Annotated in this window: 11 protein-coding genes and 3 pseudogenes; 6 read left to right on the forward strand and 8 right to left on the reverse strand. The window is 57.4% G+C overall.

All coding sequences use genetic code 11. The annotated features are described in order from the left end of the window. Positions 1-54 precede the first annotated feature (54 nt). Positions 55-555, forward strand: a pseudogene (locus tag QRN10_RS24730) (lactonase family protein); the annotation flags it as partial. Positions 556-611: 56 nt separating this feature from the next. Here QRN10_RS24730 and QRN10_RS24735 read toward each other — a convergent pair. The 3 genes from QRN10_RS24735 to QRN10_RS24745 all read right to left on the reverse strand — a co-directional run bounded on the left by QRN10_RS24735 (position 612) and on the right by QRN10_RS24745 (position 4438). Further along, on the reverse strand, positions 612-2669 hold the full coding sequence (locus tag QRN10_RS24735) for a methyl-accepting chemotaxis protein (RefSeq protein WP_181081476.1): 2058 nt from the start codon (positions 2667-2669) through the stop codon (positions 612-614). A 331-nt stretch (positions 2670-3000) separates the two neighbouring features. Then, on the reverse strand, positions 3001-3696 hold the full coding sequence (locus QRN10_RS24740) for a tRNA (adenine(22)-N(1))-methyltransferase (protein ID WP_285429354.1): 696 nt from the start codon (positions 3694-3696) through the stop codon (positions 3001-3003). Between the two features lie 31 nt (positions 3697-3727). Continuing rightward, positions 3728-4438 (reverse strand): FadR/GntR family transcriptional regulator, encoded by a 711-nt coding sequence (locus QRN10_RS24745; RefSeq protein WP_181081474.1) that lies wholly within the window; start codon positions 4436-4438, stop codon positions 3728-3730. 316 nt (positions 4439-4754) lie between these two features. Here QRN10_RS24745 and QRN10_RS24750 point away from each other — a divergent pair, with 316 nt between their 5' ends. Together QRN10_RS24750 and gudD are read left to right on the forward strand one after the other, a co-directional pair. Continuing rightward, positions 4755-6116: an MFS transporter gene (locus tag QRN10_RS24750; protein WP_266246204.1), complete on the forward strand. Its 1362-nt coding sequence runs from the start codon at positions 4755-4757 to the stop codon at positions 6114-6116. Positions 6117-6135: 19 nt separating this feature from the next. Then, positions 6136-7461, forward strand: coding sequence for a glucarate dehydratase (gene gudD, locus QRN10_RS24755; protein ID WP_266246206.1), 1326 nt, complete (start codon positions 6136-6138; stop codon positions 7459-7461). A 307-nt stretch (positions 7462-7768) separates the two neighbouring features. Here the strand turns inward: gudD and msrA are convergent, their stop codons facing one another. The 4 genes and pseudogenes from msrA to QRN10_RS24775 form a co-directional block, all read right to left on the reverse strand. Continuing rightward, a complete protein-coding gene (msrA, locus tag QRN10_RS24760; protein WP_253508621.1) occupies positions 7769-8275 on the reverse strand; it encodes a peptide-methionine (S)-S-oxide reductase MsrA in 507 nt (168 codons plus the stop codon). Positions 8276-8630: 355 nt separating this feature from the next. Next, positions 8631-9974, reverse strand: a complete 1344-nt coding sequence (locus QRN10_RS24765) for a hypothetical protein (protein WP_181081921.1) — start codon at positions 9972-9974, stop codon at positions 8631-8633. Between the two features lie 873 nt (positions 9975-10847). Further along, positions 10848-11462: a LysE family translocator gene (locus QRN10_RS24770; RefSeq protein WP_285429355.1), complete on the reverse strand. Its 615-nt coding sequence runs from the start codon at positions 11460-11462 to the stop codon at positions 10848-10850. A 191-nt stretch (positions 11463-11653) separates the two neighbouring features. Then, positions 11654-11731, reverse strand: a pseudogene (locus tag QRN10_RS24775) (oxidoreductase); the annotation flags it as partial. A gap of 3 nt (positions 11732-11734) precedes the next feature. Here QRN10_RS24775 and QRN10_RS24780 point away from each other — a divergent pair. The 3 genes and pseudogenes from QRN10_RS24780 to QRN10_RS24790 form a co-directional block, all read left to right on the forward strand. Continuing rightward, positions 11735-11971: pseudogene (locus QRN10_RS24780) on the forward strand (helix-turn-helix domain-containing protein); the annotation flags it as partial. Positions 11972-12404: 433 nt separating this feature from the next. Continuing rightward, positions 12405-12749, forward strand: coding sequence for a DUF6124 family protein (locus tag QRN10_RS24785; RefSeq protein ID WP_266246209.1), 345 nt, complete (start codon positions 12405-12407; stop codon positions 12747-12749). 601 nt (positions 12750-13350) lie between these two features. Continuing rightward, the gene (locus QRN10_RS24790) at positions 13351-14484 is read left to right on the forward strand and encodes an HNH endonuclease (RefSeq protein WP_285429356.1); all 1134 of its coding nucleotides are present in this window, start codon (positions 13351-13353) and stop codon (positions 14482-14484) included. Between the two features lie 355 nt (positions 14485-14839). Here QRN10_RS24790 and QRN10_RS24795 read toward each other — a convergent pair whose 3' ends face one another. Then, positions 14840-16123, reverse strand: a complete 1284-nt coding sequence (locus QRN10_RS24795; RefSeq protein ID WP_285429357.1) for a ComEC/Rec2 family competence protein — start codon at positions 16121-16123, stop codon at positions 14840-14842. Positions 16124-16161 lie beyond the last annotated feature (38 nt).

Consider the following 16161-nt stretch of genomic DNA (forward strand, 5'->3'; position numbering starts at 1 on the left):
ATCCATCAAATCGGCGTTCTTGTTTCTATGTTTCCCGGGATTCCGTGAAGAACCAAATTTTTGTACGTGGTGGGCGAAATGAGCGGCACCGTCACCGCGTTCGCCATCGACCACAGCAGCGGCGGGCTGACCCGGATCGGCGTAGCCAATGGCATCCCCGCACGCTTGAAACTGGCGCCCGGCCAGGTGCGGGACGCCCGCAATAACGACTTGAAAGACGACCCCACACCGCGAATCTGGGCGGCCGACCTGCGTTTGTCACCCGATGGCAAGCTGCTGTTGATGAGCGAGCGTACCAGCAGTTCGGTGTCGGCATTTGCGGTGGACACAGGCACCGGCGAGCTGCGTTTCCTGGACAATTACCCGGTCGAAGAAAAACAGCCGCGCAACATCGCGTTCTCGCCGAACGGGAAATGGCTGCTGGTCACGGGTGAAAAAAGCCAGAAGGTCGGCACCTATGCGGTAAGCCCAGGCGGTGCGCTGAAACGCGTGGGTGAAGCCGCGTCGGGCAAAGGGGCATTGTGGATCGAGGTGTTGAGCCCTTCGGCGCACTGACTTCCAGGTCTGAGCACACTTCAAGGGGGAAGGAGCAAGCCCCCTCCCCCTTTGGTTCAGCTCAGGCGGAACCGCGCCGTGTTATCGCTCAGGGCCTGGCTGCCTCTGCTCAGGGTGTCCGCCGCGCGGTTCACCGCACGGGCGCCGTCGAGCAAGCGCCCGGCGGCCTGGTCGACCTGCTGGATATTGCCGCTCACTTCATCCGCCGTGGTCGCTTGTTCCTCTACCGCCGTGGCGATTTGCGCCAGGGTGTCGGTGACGTTCTGTACCGCGCCGGCGATCTCGCCCAGCCGCACGCCAAGCCCGGTGACCGACTCGGCGTCGGTCAACGCTTGTTCGCACGCGGCGCCCATCAGGGTGACCGCCTGGGTCACGGTAGCGCGCAGGCTGTCCACCGTGCCGGCGATCTGCGCCGTCGAGGCCTGGGTGCGTTGCGACAGGCTGCGCACTTCATCGGCCACCACCGCAAAGCCACGCCCTTGCTCGCCCGCACGCGCGGCTTCGATGGCGGCGTTGAGCGCCAGCAGGTTGGTCTGCTCGGCGATACCGCGGATGGTGTCGACCACCGATTGAATCTGTTGGCCCTGGTCGCTCACTTGCTGCAAGGCTGCGGCCGTGTCGGTCAGGCGCTGGTTGAGTTGCTGGATGCTGGCCGTGGTGCGTTCGCTGTCGCGGCTGCTGTCCTCGGCGATGCGTCGGGTTTGCTGGGCGCTGTCCGAGGCCTGTTCGCAACTTCTGGCGACGCCCATGGAGGTGGCGGCCAACTGCGTGGCAGCGGCAGCGATCTGGCTGATCTGGTGTTGCTGGTCTTCGACTTCGTTGAGAGTGCTGCCCGATTGAGTGTTGAGGGTGATCACGGCCGAACCCAACTGCTGGGTTTCGTGATTGACCCCCAACAGGCTGGTACGCAGCTGCATCACCGCCACGTTCAATGCCGTGCTGATAGCCGCCAGTTCGTCGCGCCCCTGCACGGCCACTTCCACGCACAAGTTGCCGTCGCGCAGCGATTCGGCCAGGGTGGTGATACCGCTGGCGCTGCGTCGGATAGACGCTTGCAGGCTCATAAACAGGTACAGCGCCGCCAGGGCCAGCAGGCCGAACGTCGCCGCCACCGGGATAAATTGCTGGAGTGAGCGGTCGTGGTAATACGCCAGGCGGGCATCCAGGGAATTGAGCGACTGGTTGCGCAGTGCACCCAGGCTGCCGAGCATGGCGTCGACACTGCGGTCGAAGGCGGCGGTGTCGAGCTTGATGGTGCCGCCAAATACACCGTCGTCCAGCACTTTGAGTTCGCTATCGAGCACCTGCAGGCTGTTGTCGTACTGCGCGGTCCACGGTTCCATGCCCGCGTAGGGCTTGGCCTTGAGCGATACCGCGGCCTTGATCAATTGGTCCCGCGCATCGCCGATGCGGCTGCGCAGGTCACGCATCTGAAGGCGGCTCTGCAAGGTGAACTGCCCCGACGCGATGGACGACTGGCCGATACCCGCCATGCGGCCGATGCGCTCGATCAGGTCGGGCGTCTGCTGCGTGGCGATCTGCATCGTCAGGTAGGTTTCCATCCACGGGTCGAGGATCAGGCCGGCATCCAGCGCGATCTGCTCGCGCAACGCCTGCATGGCGCCGAGCGCCGATGTGAAGCGTTCGTAGCCGTCCGGCCACCAGCCCACGGTGCGCAGGGATTGGCTGTCCAGGCCCTTGACCGCGCCCTGCAAGGTGTCGAAGCGCGCCTGGATGTCCGCGCTGGCGTTCTGCGCCTTGAGTGTTTCGCCCAGTGTTTGCAGGCTTTGCTGGATCGGTGAGTAGTTGGCATCCACGGCGGCCATGGCGGCTTTCGCGGCGGGCGTGGGCTCGCGCAGCAAATCGACGGCCTTCCAGCGCGCGGCCAGGTTGCGCTGGGCGGTCAATTGCGCGTCCAGGCTGTCGAGCGCCAGCAACTGGCTGACGCCGGAGCGCTCGCTGGATATCACGTTTAATTTGTCCCGGTAATCCTGACCGATCATCCACAGGCTACCCGCCAGGGGCAGCATGAACAGCAAAAACAGAATCTGGAATTTACGCGCGAAACCGAAACGTCCGAGCAGGCGGATACCGGGTGATAACAAGCTGTGCATGTCCGACTACTCCCTCAAACCACCCAGGCGATGCAACGCTGGGCGAAGCCTTGAAATGACTAACGGCAAAATGCCATGTCATTGATTATTCTGGGACTAGCAAGATACGGGCCGTCGACCCACAGCCCCGAAACAGGGCGGGTGATGTACAAAAATGCGCCGTAGCGTGCTCGAAAATGGGGCAAAAGCACTCAATCCTGGCAGTGACGGTGTAACCGCCGGGGACGGCCGGCACAAGGATGTTTGAACGAGCACGCGCTGCAAACATCCGCCGTTACACGCAGGCTATCGGCTGCGTACCGCCCAAACTTGAAGGCGTGGTGAAGCGTATTTAACCCAGCAGTTCACGGATCCATCGCACCTGCAGGGCGATTTGCGCGTGCTTGCCGTGCAGTGCACCCTGCTCCGACTGTTCAAGGCCGGCCAGAACCTTTTGCTTCAGACGCAACGCCCGTTGCCACTTGGCCAAAAACACCGGGCTGCGCGCCTGCATCTGCAGCGGGCCGAAGTACAGTTGTTCGGCGCTGTAGGCCACCGGCTCGGCGCGTTCGGCGACGATGATTTCGTAGTAGAAGCGGTTCTCGTGTAACAGCTCTTCGCAAAGGATCGTGTAACCGTTATCCATCAACCAACGCCGCAGCGGTGGTTCGCCGCCATTGGGTTGCAGGATCAGGCGTTCGCGGCCGCTCAAGCGGGCCTTGCCGCTTTCCAGAATGTCGCGAATCGTCTCGCCACCCATGCCGCACAGGCTGATCGCGGTGATGCCGTCGGCCGGTTCGATGGCGGCCAGGCCGTCGGCCTGGCGCACCGTCACGCGCCCTTGCAGGCGGTTATCGCGCACGGTGCGTTGGGCTGCGTGGAACGGTGTACTTGCCACCTCCCCCGCGACGGCCGCGCTGATTGCGCCACGGCGCAGCAAAGCGACCGGCAGGTACGCGTGGTCTGAGCCGATGTCGGCCAGGCGCGCGGCCAAGGGCACGTGCGCCGCCACGCGCTCCAGGCGCCTGGATAAAGTGTGTTCGTTCAACTGAAGAGTCCTATGCGCGCGTTCGAGCGCCTTACTCGCCGGAAAACCGGTCCCGGCTGTTGGTCAAGTGCAGCACCATGGCGGCGCGGGCGGCGTCGGCGTCCTGGCGTTTGATTGCGTTAAAAATCGCCTCATGCTCCAGGTGTGCCAACTGCCCCAGTCTGGCGAAGTCCGCGCCGCCGCGCTCGGCGCCCTTGACCAGGCTGCGCGGAATCATGGCGTTGCCCAGGTGCTGCATGATCTCGGTGAAAAAAGTATTGCCGGTGGCTTCGGCAATCAACAGGTGGAAGCGTTTGTCTTCTTCCACACAACTGTCGTTGTTGGCCAGGGACGCCTGGTAGTCATCCAGGGCCTGGCGCATGGGGGCCAGTTGCGCATCGCAGCGACGCACGGCAGCCAACGCCACCGCCTGCACCTCCAGGCCCAGGCGCAATTCCAGCATGTTGCGCACGCTGGCCACTGTATCCACGTGCAGACGCAAGCCAGGCTGGGGGCGTGCCTCCAGCACAAACGTGCCGATGCCGTGACGCGTCTGCACCAGCCCCGAGGCCTGCAATTTGGAAATGGCTTCGCGCACCACCGTGCGGCTCACGCCGTGCTCAAGCACGATGGTGGATTCGGACGGCAGCTTTTCACCCGGTTTTAACTGCCCCAGCAGAATGCGTTGGGTCAAGTCGTCGACCACGCCTTGGGCCAGGTTGGTGGAGCGCTTGTGAACGGCGGCTGGTGGTTGGATGGGCATTGCGACGGGTCCACGGGGTTGGGCTGGGAAGGAGCTTAACATTCCGTCCGGGCGGGGTGGCATACGAATCCGGAAAAGCTTAGCTTGTATGACAACCAACCAGATCGGGGCTTTTTCTTGCCGCGCCTTTTTTGATCAGCGCCCTACTCAACCCCGCTACAAAAAGCTTAAAAACTTCGCCATACAACCAATTTACAGGCTAGACGGCAGGCCTTATGAAATAAAAAATGCGTAACCGCATTGCGAATTCCAGAAATCGACTTGTATGATGTCTATCAACTAAAACCCACATAAAAATAATCAGGGGGAGTCTTGAATGGTTAACAATTCAAGCCATGCAGCCGTTGCCTCAGAACGCAGTCCGGTCCTCGCGCGCGCCGTGAGCAAAGTGAAGAGCCATGTGCTCCCACTGTTCGTGGTCATGTTCATCCTCAACTACATCGACCGGGTCAATATCGGCTTCGTGCGCACGCACATGGAGCATGACCTGGGTATCGGCGCGGCGGCCTATGGCTTTGGCGCCGGGTTGTTTTTCATTGGGTATGCCCTGTTCGAAGTGCCCTCCAATATGCTGCTGCAAAAGGTCGGCGCGCGTATCTGGCTGACCCGCATCATGTTCACCTGGGGCCTTGTCGCCACGCTGATGGCGTTTATCCAGAACGAAACCCACTTTTATATCCTGCGCTTTCTGCTGGGGGTGGCCGAAGCCGGTTTCTTCCCGGGGGTGATCTACTACTTCACGCGGTGGTTGCCGGGTGTGGAGCGCGGTAAGGCCATCGCGATTTTCCTCAGCGGTTCGGCCGTGGCTTCACTGATCTCCGGCCCGCTGTCGGGCGCGCTGCTGCAGATCGAAGGGTTTGGCCTGCACGGCTGGCAGTGGATGTTCGCCATCGAAGGCCTGGCCTCGGTCGCCATCGGGTTCTTCGTGTGGTTCTGGCTCGACTCCAAGCCTCACGACGCCAAATGGATGACCCGCGAAGAACAGGACGCACTGGTGGACGCCATCGACCAGGAACAACGCGAGCGCGAGGCGCTCACCAGCGTCAAGCCAACCCTCGGCAAGCTGCTCAAGGACCGCCAGATCCTGCTGTTCTGTGCGTTGTACTTCTGTATCCAGTTGACCATTTACGCCGCGACCTTCTGGCTGCCGAGCATCATCAAGAAGATGGGCGACCTCAGCGATGTGCAGGTGGGTTTCTTTAATTCGATCCCGTGGCTGATCTCGATCATCGCCATGTATGCCTTCGCCTCGCTGTCGGGCAGGTTCAAGTTCCAGCAGGCCTGGGTGGCGGCGGCGTTGTTGATTGCGGCGGCAGGCATGTTCATGTCCACCACCGGCGGGCCGATCTTCGCCTTTGTGGCGATCTGCTTCGCGGCGATTGGTTTCAAGTCGGCGTCCTCGCTGTTCTGGCCGATCCCCCAGGGCTATCTGGATGTGCGCATCGCCGCCGCGGTGATCGCGCTGATCAACTCCATCGGCAACCTGGGCGGTTTCGTTGCGCCGACCACCTTCGGGTTTCTGGAGCAAACCACCGGTTCGATCCAGGGCGGCCTCTACGGCCTGGCGGGCACTTCGGTGCTGGCTGCCCTCCTGGTGTTCTTCGCCAAGACCGCGCCCTCCTCCACCTTGAGCGCACCTGGCGCCGTGCCCAGCGCCGCGCTCGGCAAACCTCTTTAAGCTCACTCAGGAATCTGCCATGACTACGCCAATCGTCACTCACTTCCAAGTCATCCCCGTGGCCGGCCACGACAGCATGCTGCTCAACCTGAGCGGCGCCCACGGGCCGTTCTTTACGCGCAATATCGTGATCCTCAAGGACAGCAGCGGCCGCACCGGCGTGGGCGAAGTGCCCGGCGGCGAACGCATCCGCGAAACCCTGGAAGACGCGCGCAGCCTGGTGATCGGCCAACCCATCGGCCAGTACCAGCGCGTCCTCAACCAGATGCGCAGCACCTTCGCCTCGCGGGATGCCGCCGGGCGTGGCCTGCAGACCTTTGACCTGCGCATCACCATCCACGCGGTTACCGCCATGGAAGCCGCTCTGCTCGACCTGCTGGGACAGTTTCTCGAAGTGCCGGTGGCCGCGTTGCTCGGCGAAGGGCAGCAGCGCGACGCGGTGAAAATGCTCGGTTACCTGTTCTATGTCGGCGACCGCACAGCCACCGACCTGGCCTACCGCAATGAGGCCGACAGCGACGATGACTGGTTCCGCCTGCGCCATGAAACAGCCCTGACCGCCGAAGCCGTGGTGCGCCTGGCCGAAGCGGCCCAGGCCAAATATGGCTTCAATGACTTCAAGCTCAAGGGCGGCGTGCTGAGCGGCGATGCGGAAATCGAAGCGGTCACCGCACTGGCCGAACGCTTCCCCGAGGCGCGCATCACCCTCGACCCCAACGGCGCCTGGTCGCTGAAAGAAGCCATTCGCCTATGCCGCGACCAGCACCACGTACTGGCCTACGCCGAGGACCCGTGCGGCGCGGAGCATGGCTACTCAGGCCGCGAAGTCATGGCCGAATTTCGCCGTGCCACCGGGCTCAAGACCGCCACCAACATGATCGCCACCGACTGGCGCGAGATGGGCCACGCGATCCAGCTGCAATCGGTGGACATCCCCCTGGCCGACCCGCACTTCTGGACGATGCAAGGCTCGGTGCGTGTGGCGCAGATGTGCCACGAGTGGGGCCTGACCTGGGGTTCGCACTCCAACAACCACTTCGATATTTCCCTGGCGATGTTCACCCAAGTGGCTGCCGCCGCACCGGGCGACATCACCGCCATCGACACCCACTGGATCTGGCAGGACGGCCAGCGCCTGACCCGCGAACCGCTGAAAATCGAAGGGGGTTACGTGAAGGTGCCGGCCAAGCCCGGCCTGGGGGTGGACATCGACATGGACGCCGTGGCCCACGCCCACGAACTGTACAAAGGCATGGGCCTCGGCGCGCGGGATGATAGCGTGGCGATGCAGTTCCTGATTCCGGGGTGGCGGTTTGATAATAAGCAGCCTTGCCTGGTGCGCTGAAGCCTTCAGGTAAAGCGGATAAATGTGGAAGCGGCGGTGCGACGATTCGACTTGCCCCCGATAGACACAGGTATCTACACAAGTCTTAAAGGCTGACACATAAACCTGTGAGCGGGCTCGCTGTGGTGAGCGGGCTTGCTGTGGTGAGCGGGCTTGCCCCGCGCTGGGCTGCGAAGCAGCCCCATTCCAGGCGATGTGATTTCAGCTGACACTCCGAGGTGCCTGGGTGTGGGGCCGCTTCGCAGCCCAGCGCAGGACAAGCCTGCTCACCACAGAGTTCGCGGCCTCTCCCCAGCGCTACTCACGCTTAGCCCCGCTTGGGCAACGTCCAATTTGGCCGGATGAAGTGGCACGTATACCCATTGGGTAGGCGCTCCAGGTAATCCTGATGCTCCGGTTCCGCCTCCCAGAACTCGCGAGCGGGCTCTATCTGCGTGACCACAGGCCCCGGCCACAGCTTGGAGGCATCCACGTCAGCCGCGGTGTCTTCGGCAATCTCCCGTTGCTGCTCGCTCAGGTAGTAAATCGCCGAACGATAGCTTGGCCCGAGATCATTGCCCTGCCGGTTCGGCGTGCTGGGGTCATGGATCTGGAAAAAGAACTCAAGAATCTGCCGGTAGGTGATCACCGCCGGGTCAAACACGATTTCAATCGCTTCGGCATGGTTGCCATGGTTGCGGTAGGTGGCATTCGGCACATCGCCGCCGGTGTAGCCGACGCGCGTGTGCAGCACGCCGGGGTAGCGTCGCAGCAGGTCCTGCATGCCCCAGAAGCAGCCGCCGGCGAGGATGGCGGTTTCGGTTGGATTGGTCATGGTGTGTCCTTGCGCTTGGTGGATATGGGGTAGTTATGGGGTGATGTTGCGCAATACCAAGCTGGATCGCGGAAAAACGACCGCCGGGCCACTACTCGCCTGCCGTATCGCTCTGGGCCGCGTTGGCCTGCAGGATGATATAGGCGCTGCGGTTGCCGCGACCCTGTCCGATGACATGGCCTGGGCTGATCGGACGACGTTGGATATCTCAGGTGGGCAGTTTTTTGTAGCCTGCGTTGTATGGGCTCATTTTTAACCCAATCCGTTGAAGCCCACGACGGTACGCCGCAGGCCTTGAGGCTCAGCAGGCCAATGTGCGGAGCGATGGGCTGTTCTGGTCAGGGTGGACATGTACTCAGGGTTTGAGATGTCTCATTAACTTGAAAAGATGTCCTGCCCAAGTCCATCGTGTCGCAGTGTTGCCGCGCGTATCTGCGAGAGCTTCAAGGACGCTATGCCGGGTCGCTTCACCGACGGAGGCATCCAACTGCACTGACTGATCGTCAGACGGCGGCCCTGGCTGGCTCATGTGGCCAGTAACCGGGTCTATCGTATAGCCTTCGGCCTTACCTTTGTCTGTAAGGGTCCATACACCATTGACGCAGCCGCTGAGGGCTTGGGAAGGTGGCAGCCTGTCAGATTTGTCCGTAGTTCGGACGATGTAGTCCTCGATTCTGATGTTTCTGTCGAAGGTGGCGAACTCGTTGCCCAACGGCGGTTGCAGGTCACCCTCACTGGAGAATTTGTTCACCATTTTCTCCAAGAACGGTATGCCGCCTATATTGGAAAACGCACCTTGTTCGGGTCGCAGGATATGGCGCAAAAAGCCTGGATCGATGCGGGTACTGTTGATCGCTGAACCATTCAGGATGCGTGCGGCAATGGCTTTATCTTCCTCTTTGAAGTCGAAGATCACCCGATAGCCCTGCGCATCGTAGCTGGGGCCATCCATTAATTGACGACCGTCGCTGAAGTGACGATAAGTACCGAGAATCCCGGCCAATCGATCAACGTAGCTCAGGTCCACCCCCTCCGCCTGTGCATAGGCATACATATCCGCAAACAGGGCTCGATCGTTATGATTAAGAAAAAGGTTGGCGTTTTGAGCACCGTTTTCACTGGTATGGGGGGGCTTAGCCACAGGCGGCTCGTATGGGGTACCAAACAAACGCTTAATCATGAGCTCGCGCTCGCTGGCGGGCGTTGACTTCTTAACGACAGCGGCCGATGGCGCGATTGATTGCAGCTCATCCCAAGCAGCGCGTCGCTCGTTAACGGTGAAGGGGCCGCCGTCATCGTGGGCAATCAGGATCAGTTGATCGCGTGCGATGCCTTTGAATGGGTTGGTATCAGATCCGTTGGCGAAGCCTGTCGCTTGGCGAGCGCGTGCCAGAAGTTCCGGGTTATCGGTATCGGGAACCTCCGCATCGTGCTGTGCTTTTTTGACGAGATACTGCTCGCTGACGATCGGGCCGAGCAAAACGTCGTTATTCTGATCACCACGAGTGTGTGCACGCGTTGCCGCCTCACTTAACTGACGAGCCAGGATCGAGACGGAACTGGAAGTAACGCTGCCGTGAGAGGTGACCATGGTTTGCTTCTCATCATTTGGTGACGCTGCCGCCAACGTCGTAGCGCTGGTAGAACTATGTACCAAAGGACTGTAAGACGACGAGGAAGAAGCATTAAGAATGACCATGAGCACGTACTCCGTGTAAGAAGACAGTAACGGCTACATCCACTTTGTTTTTTAAGGGAGGAACTCTCTTAAGTGAAAAGCGGCGAATCCATCATCGCTTGATCACTACCTGTACCGAAATGTCACTGAGTCGACACCAGCAGGCTGTATATAACGCGGTGTACCGCCATACACCCTGTGATAGATAGTGACATAGGCACCATGATCGAAAGCTTGAGCATTAAAGTCAAAAAGCGTTCCGGATGAATTAGGATAAATTGCTCTACAGCTCTCCTCAGCGCTGTAAGGCCGCGTGTAGCACAATTTAACTTCCTCCCCGAACCCTTGAGGATAGTAGGTTGTGCTCCACTGGATTTCCATTAGTTGCTTTTGATCAGCGAAGACGGCGGCAGGTATATCTGCAGTAAACACATGCAATCTCGCGAATCCAACGCCTGCTACAGTATCGGAATTGGATAATACCAGTATGGGATTGGGGGCCTTAATCTTTGTGATGGACCTTTCTTGCGCAATAGAGCCACTGGCAAAAAACACCCAAAAAAACAAGTAACAGCTCCTGCCCCTTATAATTCCTGGCAATGCATTCAAGCTCATCATGACCGCCACCTCAGACTTAATAATAATTAAATATTTTCAGATAAATCCACCATTAGAATCACGCCACCACCCTTGCACGATTTATTAACGAAGAACAGCCATGCACTTCCTAAAATCCGGAAGGACAGGTCTGTCATTCGCAAAAGTAGGAACTTGTAAGTAACTTCCTAGTCCCGCACCTGCTCCCGCTCGAACGCCCTTCATGCGTTCAGCTTAAATCCACAGCGAAGGCGCATAGCTAATAAATTTGGGCAGTGCAAGCCAATTGGTTCGAAGCTAAACCAACTGGCGGCCCCCCAGAGACAAAATCAAACCACCGCATAGTCGATCAATTATTTTTTTCCGCCGTTGATACCCCGAAGCAATCTTAGGGTGCGAAAGCGCGATTGCGACCATTCCATACCAGGTCATTGAAACCACTACCACAACTGCCAACATCGAAAAAAACGTGGCTGGCGAAACATGGGCGGGGGCGGCGGCAGAAAAGACAGCGGCGTAGAAGGCCATGGACTTGGGGTTGCCAATGTTAGTAATCACCCCCTGAATAAAAGACTGCCGGTGACTACCGGCAACGGCATCATTTAGCGCGCCAAGTGCATTCTTCCCCGCGTTGATCAGCAGTCGAAGCCCAAACCACATGAGGTAGGCGGCCCCTAGAACCTTTACAACAAAGGCAGCCCAAGGGAACGCAGCAAATACAATCCCCAGACCCGCGATTGCACAGGTAGACCAGAACAAGTTGACCACTACGATACCCGCTACCAGGGCCAGCGCTTCTGACCGTGTAGTAGCCACCGCTTTATGGACCACTGCGACGAAATTTGGGCCGGGGGTAACGACACCGGCCAGGTAAACCAAAAAGACTGTCAAGACAGCGGAACCATCGATCATGTGCTTGCTCGCGAGTGGTGTGGGCGGTGTCATCAGGGAAACGAGTCAGGACGCTTATGGGGTCCACCTCCATTGAGATAAGAGTTTCACACAGCGTTCAGAAGTTCCGGTTTTTTACACGCGCTGAGCCGAGGGCAGCCGCTCATGGGCAACTGCCTCCGAACCCAGGTATACCTTGCTACCAACGCTGATCAGTGTGGGCTGGCGGTGGGACGCACCACAATCTCACTTACATCCACATCGTCGGGCTGTTCAATGGCATAGCCAATCCGGGCAGTTCTACATTGCATCATCGTTTCAAGGCAGTGACGGCCATGAGTCCGCTGCAGTATCAAAAACAACTGCGCCTGCAGGAAGCCCGCCGCCTGTTGCCCGGCGAAGGGCTGGATGTGGCGAGTGCCTGCTATCGAGTAGGCTACGAAAGCCCTTCGCAATTCAGCCGGGAATACAGCCGTCAGTTTGGGTGTCCGCCATCAAGAGATACCAACCGAGTTCGGCACCCTGTGTGAGAGTCCAAGCGCTTGCCTGGGCGTTGCATGAATTCATGTTTGACCCCATCAGGGCGTGAAGCTTGCGACGCGAGATACATGACGGCCCCTGGCGTGCTGCATCACCGGTACAAGTCCTACAAGCAGCCTGTGCGCCTTGCTCCGTTGCCTACAGTTGCGTCAGAATCCGCCGGCTTGTGCGCTTGAGTGAGCGTCTCTAAGGTGGCCCGGTCGCTGACAACTCAGTGATCGGGTTTAGTAGCCCGTGGTCGAATTTCGCTTAGTGCACAAGCTTCATCCACCAGACTTCCGGTCTGTGCTTGATGGTGGCTGTGCGCAGGGCACCTTCGGGTGCGCCGGCTTTGCGGAATTCCCCGGTCTACTAACCTGCGTACAGCTGCCACCCTTTCGTTTAGTAGCGAAACGGTGTCGGCCCTGACAGGGAAATTCCGTTATGTACAAAGTCACGCCTAACCCTCCGAACAGTCCTGACCTGAAACTGAATCAGGCGGCGCATCGTGCGATTGATCACTACCTCAACGCGGGCGCCGAACCGCCACAACCGCCTCCTCCACCTTCGACCACGCTATTCAACGTTGCTGACGATGCCAGCAGCGAAGTGCTGCTCGTCAATAGCTATGAAACCTTTTCGTCGGTCACCGCGTTGCTGCTTGACCTGTCGGATGAATTGACAGGAAAGCAGCGGGATGTGGCGTTGGCGATTCATCAGCTGAGTGAACTGGGGGTGTTGTTGGTCGATAAATTGATGGCGCGGGAGGGGGCTGGAGCAGGCAGCTAACCATCGGCTCGATAGAACCCTGAGTCTTCGTGACTTATTTTATGAAGACTCGGCGGTTTTCTTTTGGGAATAAATAGATTTGCTTCTAACCTGACTTAATCCGAGGTGTGATTGGCTGCTTCCGGCCAAAAGCGGACGCTCGACTTATTCCGCTTTCCCGAATCTCGTTCAGTAAAAAGCCTATACCCAAGCGTCAGTCCCGCGTGTGACGTAGGTCTGCACAAACACGCCCACCTCTGCTGTCATATTCCACCGGTGACACAGAGGACACCGCCCACTAGGTCTGGCGGCGCACGGGTGCGCAGTGTTGTAGCCCACCTGTGGGAGGTGCGGGGGCTGAGCAACCAGCAGTGGGGGAGCTAGGATCGTCTCCTTAAGTCGATTGTGCGGGCACAGAGCGGTTTGCCCCTGCGTACAAGTCGCATCTATCTGTGCGTAAATGCGACCACCTCACCAGTGTTTCTTTGTGACTATAACCGGACCCGATGCAGAGGAGGCTTGGTGGCCCTGCTCGGTTAGTGCATCCTTCAAACAAGAAAGCGCTGGTTGCGGGAAACACCTCCGAACCATCAATAAGCCCCTTATCCTTGAGGAGTACGCGTTGGACAATTTGCAGGTCCCCTCCGAAGTACAACCCGAAACCAAGTGTATGTATTGCTGGATATTGAAGCCTGCGAGCGACATGACCTTGGAGCATGCGATTCCTCAGAGCTTGGGCGGTGCACAGACCCCCCAACGCTACAAAGTCCGAGCGGCATGTCGTAAGTGCAACAGCAGCTTGGGGTTGCACGTCGATGCGAGCTTCGAAAAGTCATGGTTACCCTCTATCGCCTTGGGTGAGGCCGCCCGACACCTTTCCAAAACAAACGACAAAGTCGTACCTCCCTTGGTGTGCACAGGCATTATCCATCTCGACATCCCGGGGCTACTCGAAACCGAAGTCTGTGAATGGTGGACTGGATCTCAGGCCGAGCACGTTATCCTGATCCGTCCCGTTGACGAAGAACGCTACTGGTACATGGGCGGCAACCCCATCGCTTTAAAGCAGGCATCGGCGAATGCGAGGGCATACTATTTTTTCAATGAAAACGCCGATCCGAATCGCTCATTGTTAGAATTCAAAGAGTCGTTCAAGCGTCGGAAGGTGAGAAAAATCTCAGGCACCACGGTCGACGGGATATCACTGGCTGATTACGGCTTTTCGCCTCCCGACGAGGCTGACTCCACAGCCATTGAATGGATATGGAACAACGTATTTTCAGGGGAAACCATAGAAGGAGCCGTGCCGTTTAATTCGGAGTTTGATACCCGTTTTATGTGTAAACTCGCATTGGCCGTGGCGTATTGCGAGTTCGGCGAAGGGTATCTCGAAACCGATTATGCGAAATTACTGCATGCGGGACTATGGCATCGTGGGGAGGGGGAGGCTCCAGATATTCCTGGGGCACGCCCTTCCAACGCGCCAGTCGACGAAACTCTCAAAAATTTCACCTGCGACCTTGGTGCAGTGTCCTTACTGATCATGCCAGCAGGGGAATATTTGCAATTAACCCTTAACATTCATCAAAAACACACCTGGACAATCGCAATCGCGGCAAAGTCTGAATTAACCGCTGAAGAATTTGGGCGTTTCACAGATGGCAAGCTATTGATGCTATCCGGTCCAACTCACTCCTCCTATGAAATCGATTTTCCTGATTACCTATCCTGTCGACTTCATCCCGAAGGGGTGTAAGTAAAAAAGCCCAGTCATGGGGTTTTTTCATATCAGAAGGTGGTTGGTTCGGCGAAGGATCGGATCACGGCCATGAAATCGCGCTGCGGGCCAATTTTGCCGAGTGCCAGCCAACGCCCGTCCGGCAGATGGTCGTGCGTCCTGGCGAACTCGCAGCATTAGAGTTTCTCGACGGCCAGGGTATTGCCCTCGTTCATCAGGTCGATTCGACTTAAGAAAGTTTCGGGTAGATGGCGATTTTGCTGTATTGATTGTCTACGGTGAAATTTGCACTGACTTGCCCACCTATTTTCATTCGATCTGACCAGCCATTTGCATCGGTTTTGTCCAGACCGCTTCACGACCATAACCCCCATCACATCAGCAGCTTACGCACTATATTTTCTTCTGTGTTCTTCTCAATAGCGATGAAATTCTTCAGAAGGTGCTCGTCCACAGATGCTGTAGTCGGGTGGTTATATCCTTGGTGTGTCCCGGCAGAGAAGAACGCGGGAGATCCGGGCACACAGTCAACAACAGACCTCGCGCTTGCTAAATCCCCGTGATGGGGAACAATTACCGCACTGTAGATCTCGCTGAGCAGTTCCTGAATGCCCGTATTGGCATCGGTAGCAAACCGATGATAAGCGTAATCACCTGGGGCTAAGGCAAGCTTGCCGCCTTTGTAGAACGTAGTAACCAAGCATTGGCCATTGCTGTCTGAGTGGCTAGGATCGCTCCGATAAATGCGAAGAAAAGCGTCTGCGGCAAGCCTTATGAAGGTGTCACTTACTTGAACAATTTTTTTCTTTATATTTTTGTCATTGAAAACTGGTGGCCGATCCCCTGAAGGTACGTAGATGTTTTTAATTTTATTCCTCAGCTTCGTATCCCACGCTAGAATTCTCCAATGATCAGAATCAAAGTGCGACATTAGGAGGTTTAGCTCCTTCAATTTGTCTGTCACAAGGTGTAGATCGTTACTCAATTTAGGGTATTTAGGCCGAAGGACCGGTTTTCCTGCCCCCATATCAAGAAGCATTCCCCACGTGCCGTCGTGAACTATTGAGCACATTCCCTGACCTACATGAAATGACTCTAATACGAAGTCGCCACCGAAATATTTATCTTCCAAGCGCAGATCCAATAAAGCGGTTTGCGGGTTATCCACAATCCATTGTCCGGACGAGATCAGAGATGCTCTTATAGAGGAAAGCGACTGGCTTGGTGGCCTGACGTCCAACTCTGGCTCCTCAACAACTCCAAGCTCTTTTATTTCAAAATATCTAGGTGGATCCTCCGAAAATGTTGAGTAGAGGTAGTTTCGCGCATAATTACTCGGTTCGATGCGTAATGCATACCATCGATTGTGTTGCTCTGGGAGGCTCTCGAAAGCATATATAAAATGCCGAGTATCTCTATTAGGATTTCGTTTGTGAAGAATCTCTGCAAATTTCCAGAGGTCAACATCCACAATAAATGTCTCGACACCCTCATCATGATTCAAAATATTTCGGTTCGCGGCCTCTATACCTATGAATCTTACGCACAAGCCTCCTTGCAAATAATCTTTGGTTGCACGAAACGTATCGACCCTACAATAAAAAAGATTGTCTTCTGTATATTCTTCTGACGGTGCACTTTCCATAGCTGCTTCCATAGCTGCTCTCTTCTAAAATCGTAAGCATTCAAAGACAC

Source organism: Pseudomonas sp. lyk4-R2A-8, from assembly GCF_030209095.1.
GTDB lineage: Bacteria > Pseudomonadota > Gammaproteobacteria > Pseudomonadales > Pseudomonadaceae > Aquipseudomonas > Aquipseudomonas quebecensis.

Coding starts and splice junctions, on each gene's coding strand:
- msrA (WP_253508621.1), bottom strand. CDS start 8,275: ATGACCAATCCAACCGAAACCGCCATCCTCGCCGGCGGCTGCTTCTGG.
- QRN10_RS24750 (WP_266246204.1), top strand. CDS start 4,755: ATGGTTAACAATTCAAGCCATGCAGCCGTTGCCTCAGAACGCAGTCCG.
- QRN10_RS24735 (WP_181081476.1), bottom strand. CDS start 2,669: ATGCACAGCTTGTTATCACCCGGTATCCGCCTGCTCGGACGTTTCGGT.
- QRN10_RS24765 (WP_181081921.1), bottom strand. CDS start 9,974: ATGGTCATTCTTAATGCTTCTTCCTCGTCGTCTTACAGTCCTTTGGTA.
- gudD (WP_266246206.1), top strand. CDS start 6,136: ATGACTACGCCAATCGTCACTCACTTCCAAGTCATCCCCGTGGCCGGC.
- QRN10_RS24795 (WP_285429357.1), bottom strand. CDS start 16,123: ATGGAAGCAGCTATGGAAAGTGCACCGTCAGAAGAATATACAGAAGAC.
- QRN10_RS24785 (WP_266246209.1), top strand. CDS start 12,405: ATGTACAAAGTCACGCCTAACCCTCCGAACAGTCCTGACCTGAAACTG.
- QRN10_RS24745 (WP_181081474.1), bottom strand. CDS start 4,438: ATGCCCATCCAACCACCAGCCGCCGTTCACAAGCGCTCCACCAACCTG.
- QRN10_RS24770 (WP_285429355.1), bottom strand. CDS start 11,462: ATGATCGATGGTTCCGCTGTCTTGACAGTCTTTTTGGTTTACCTGGCC.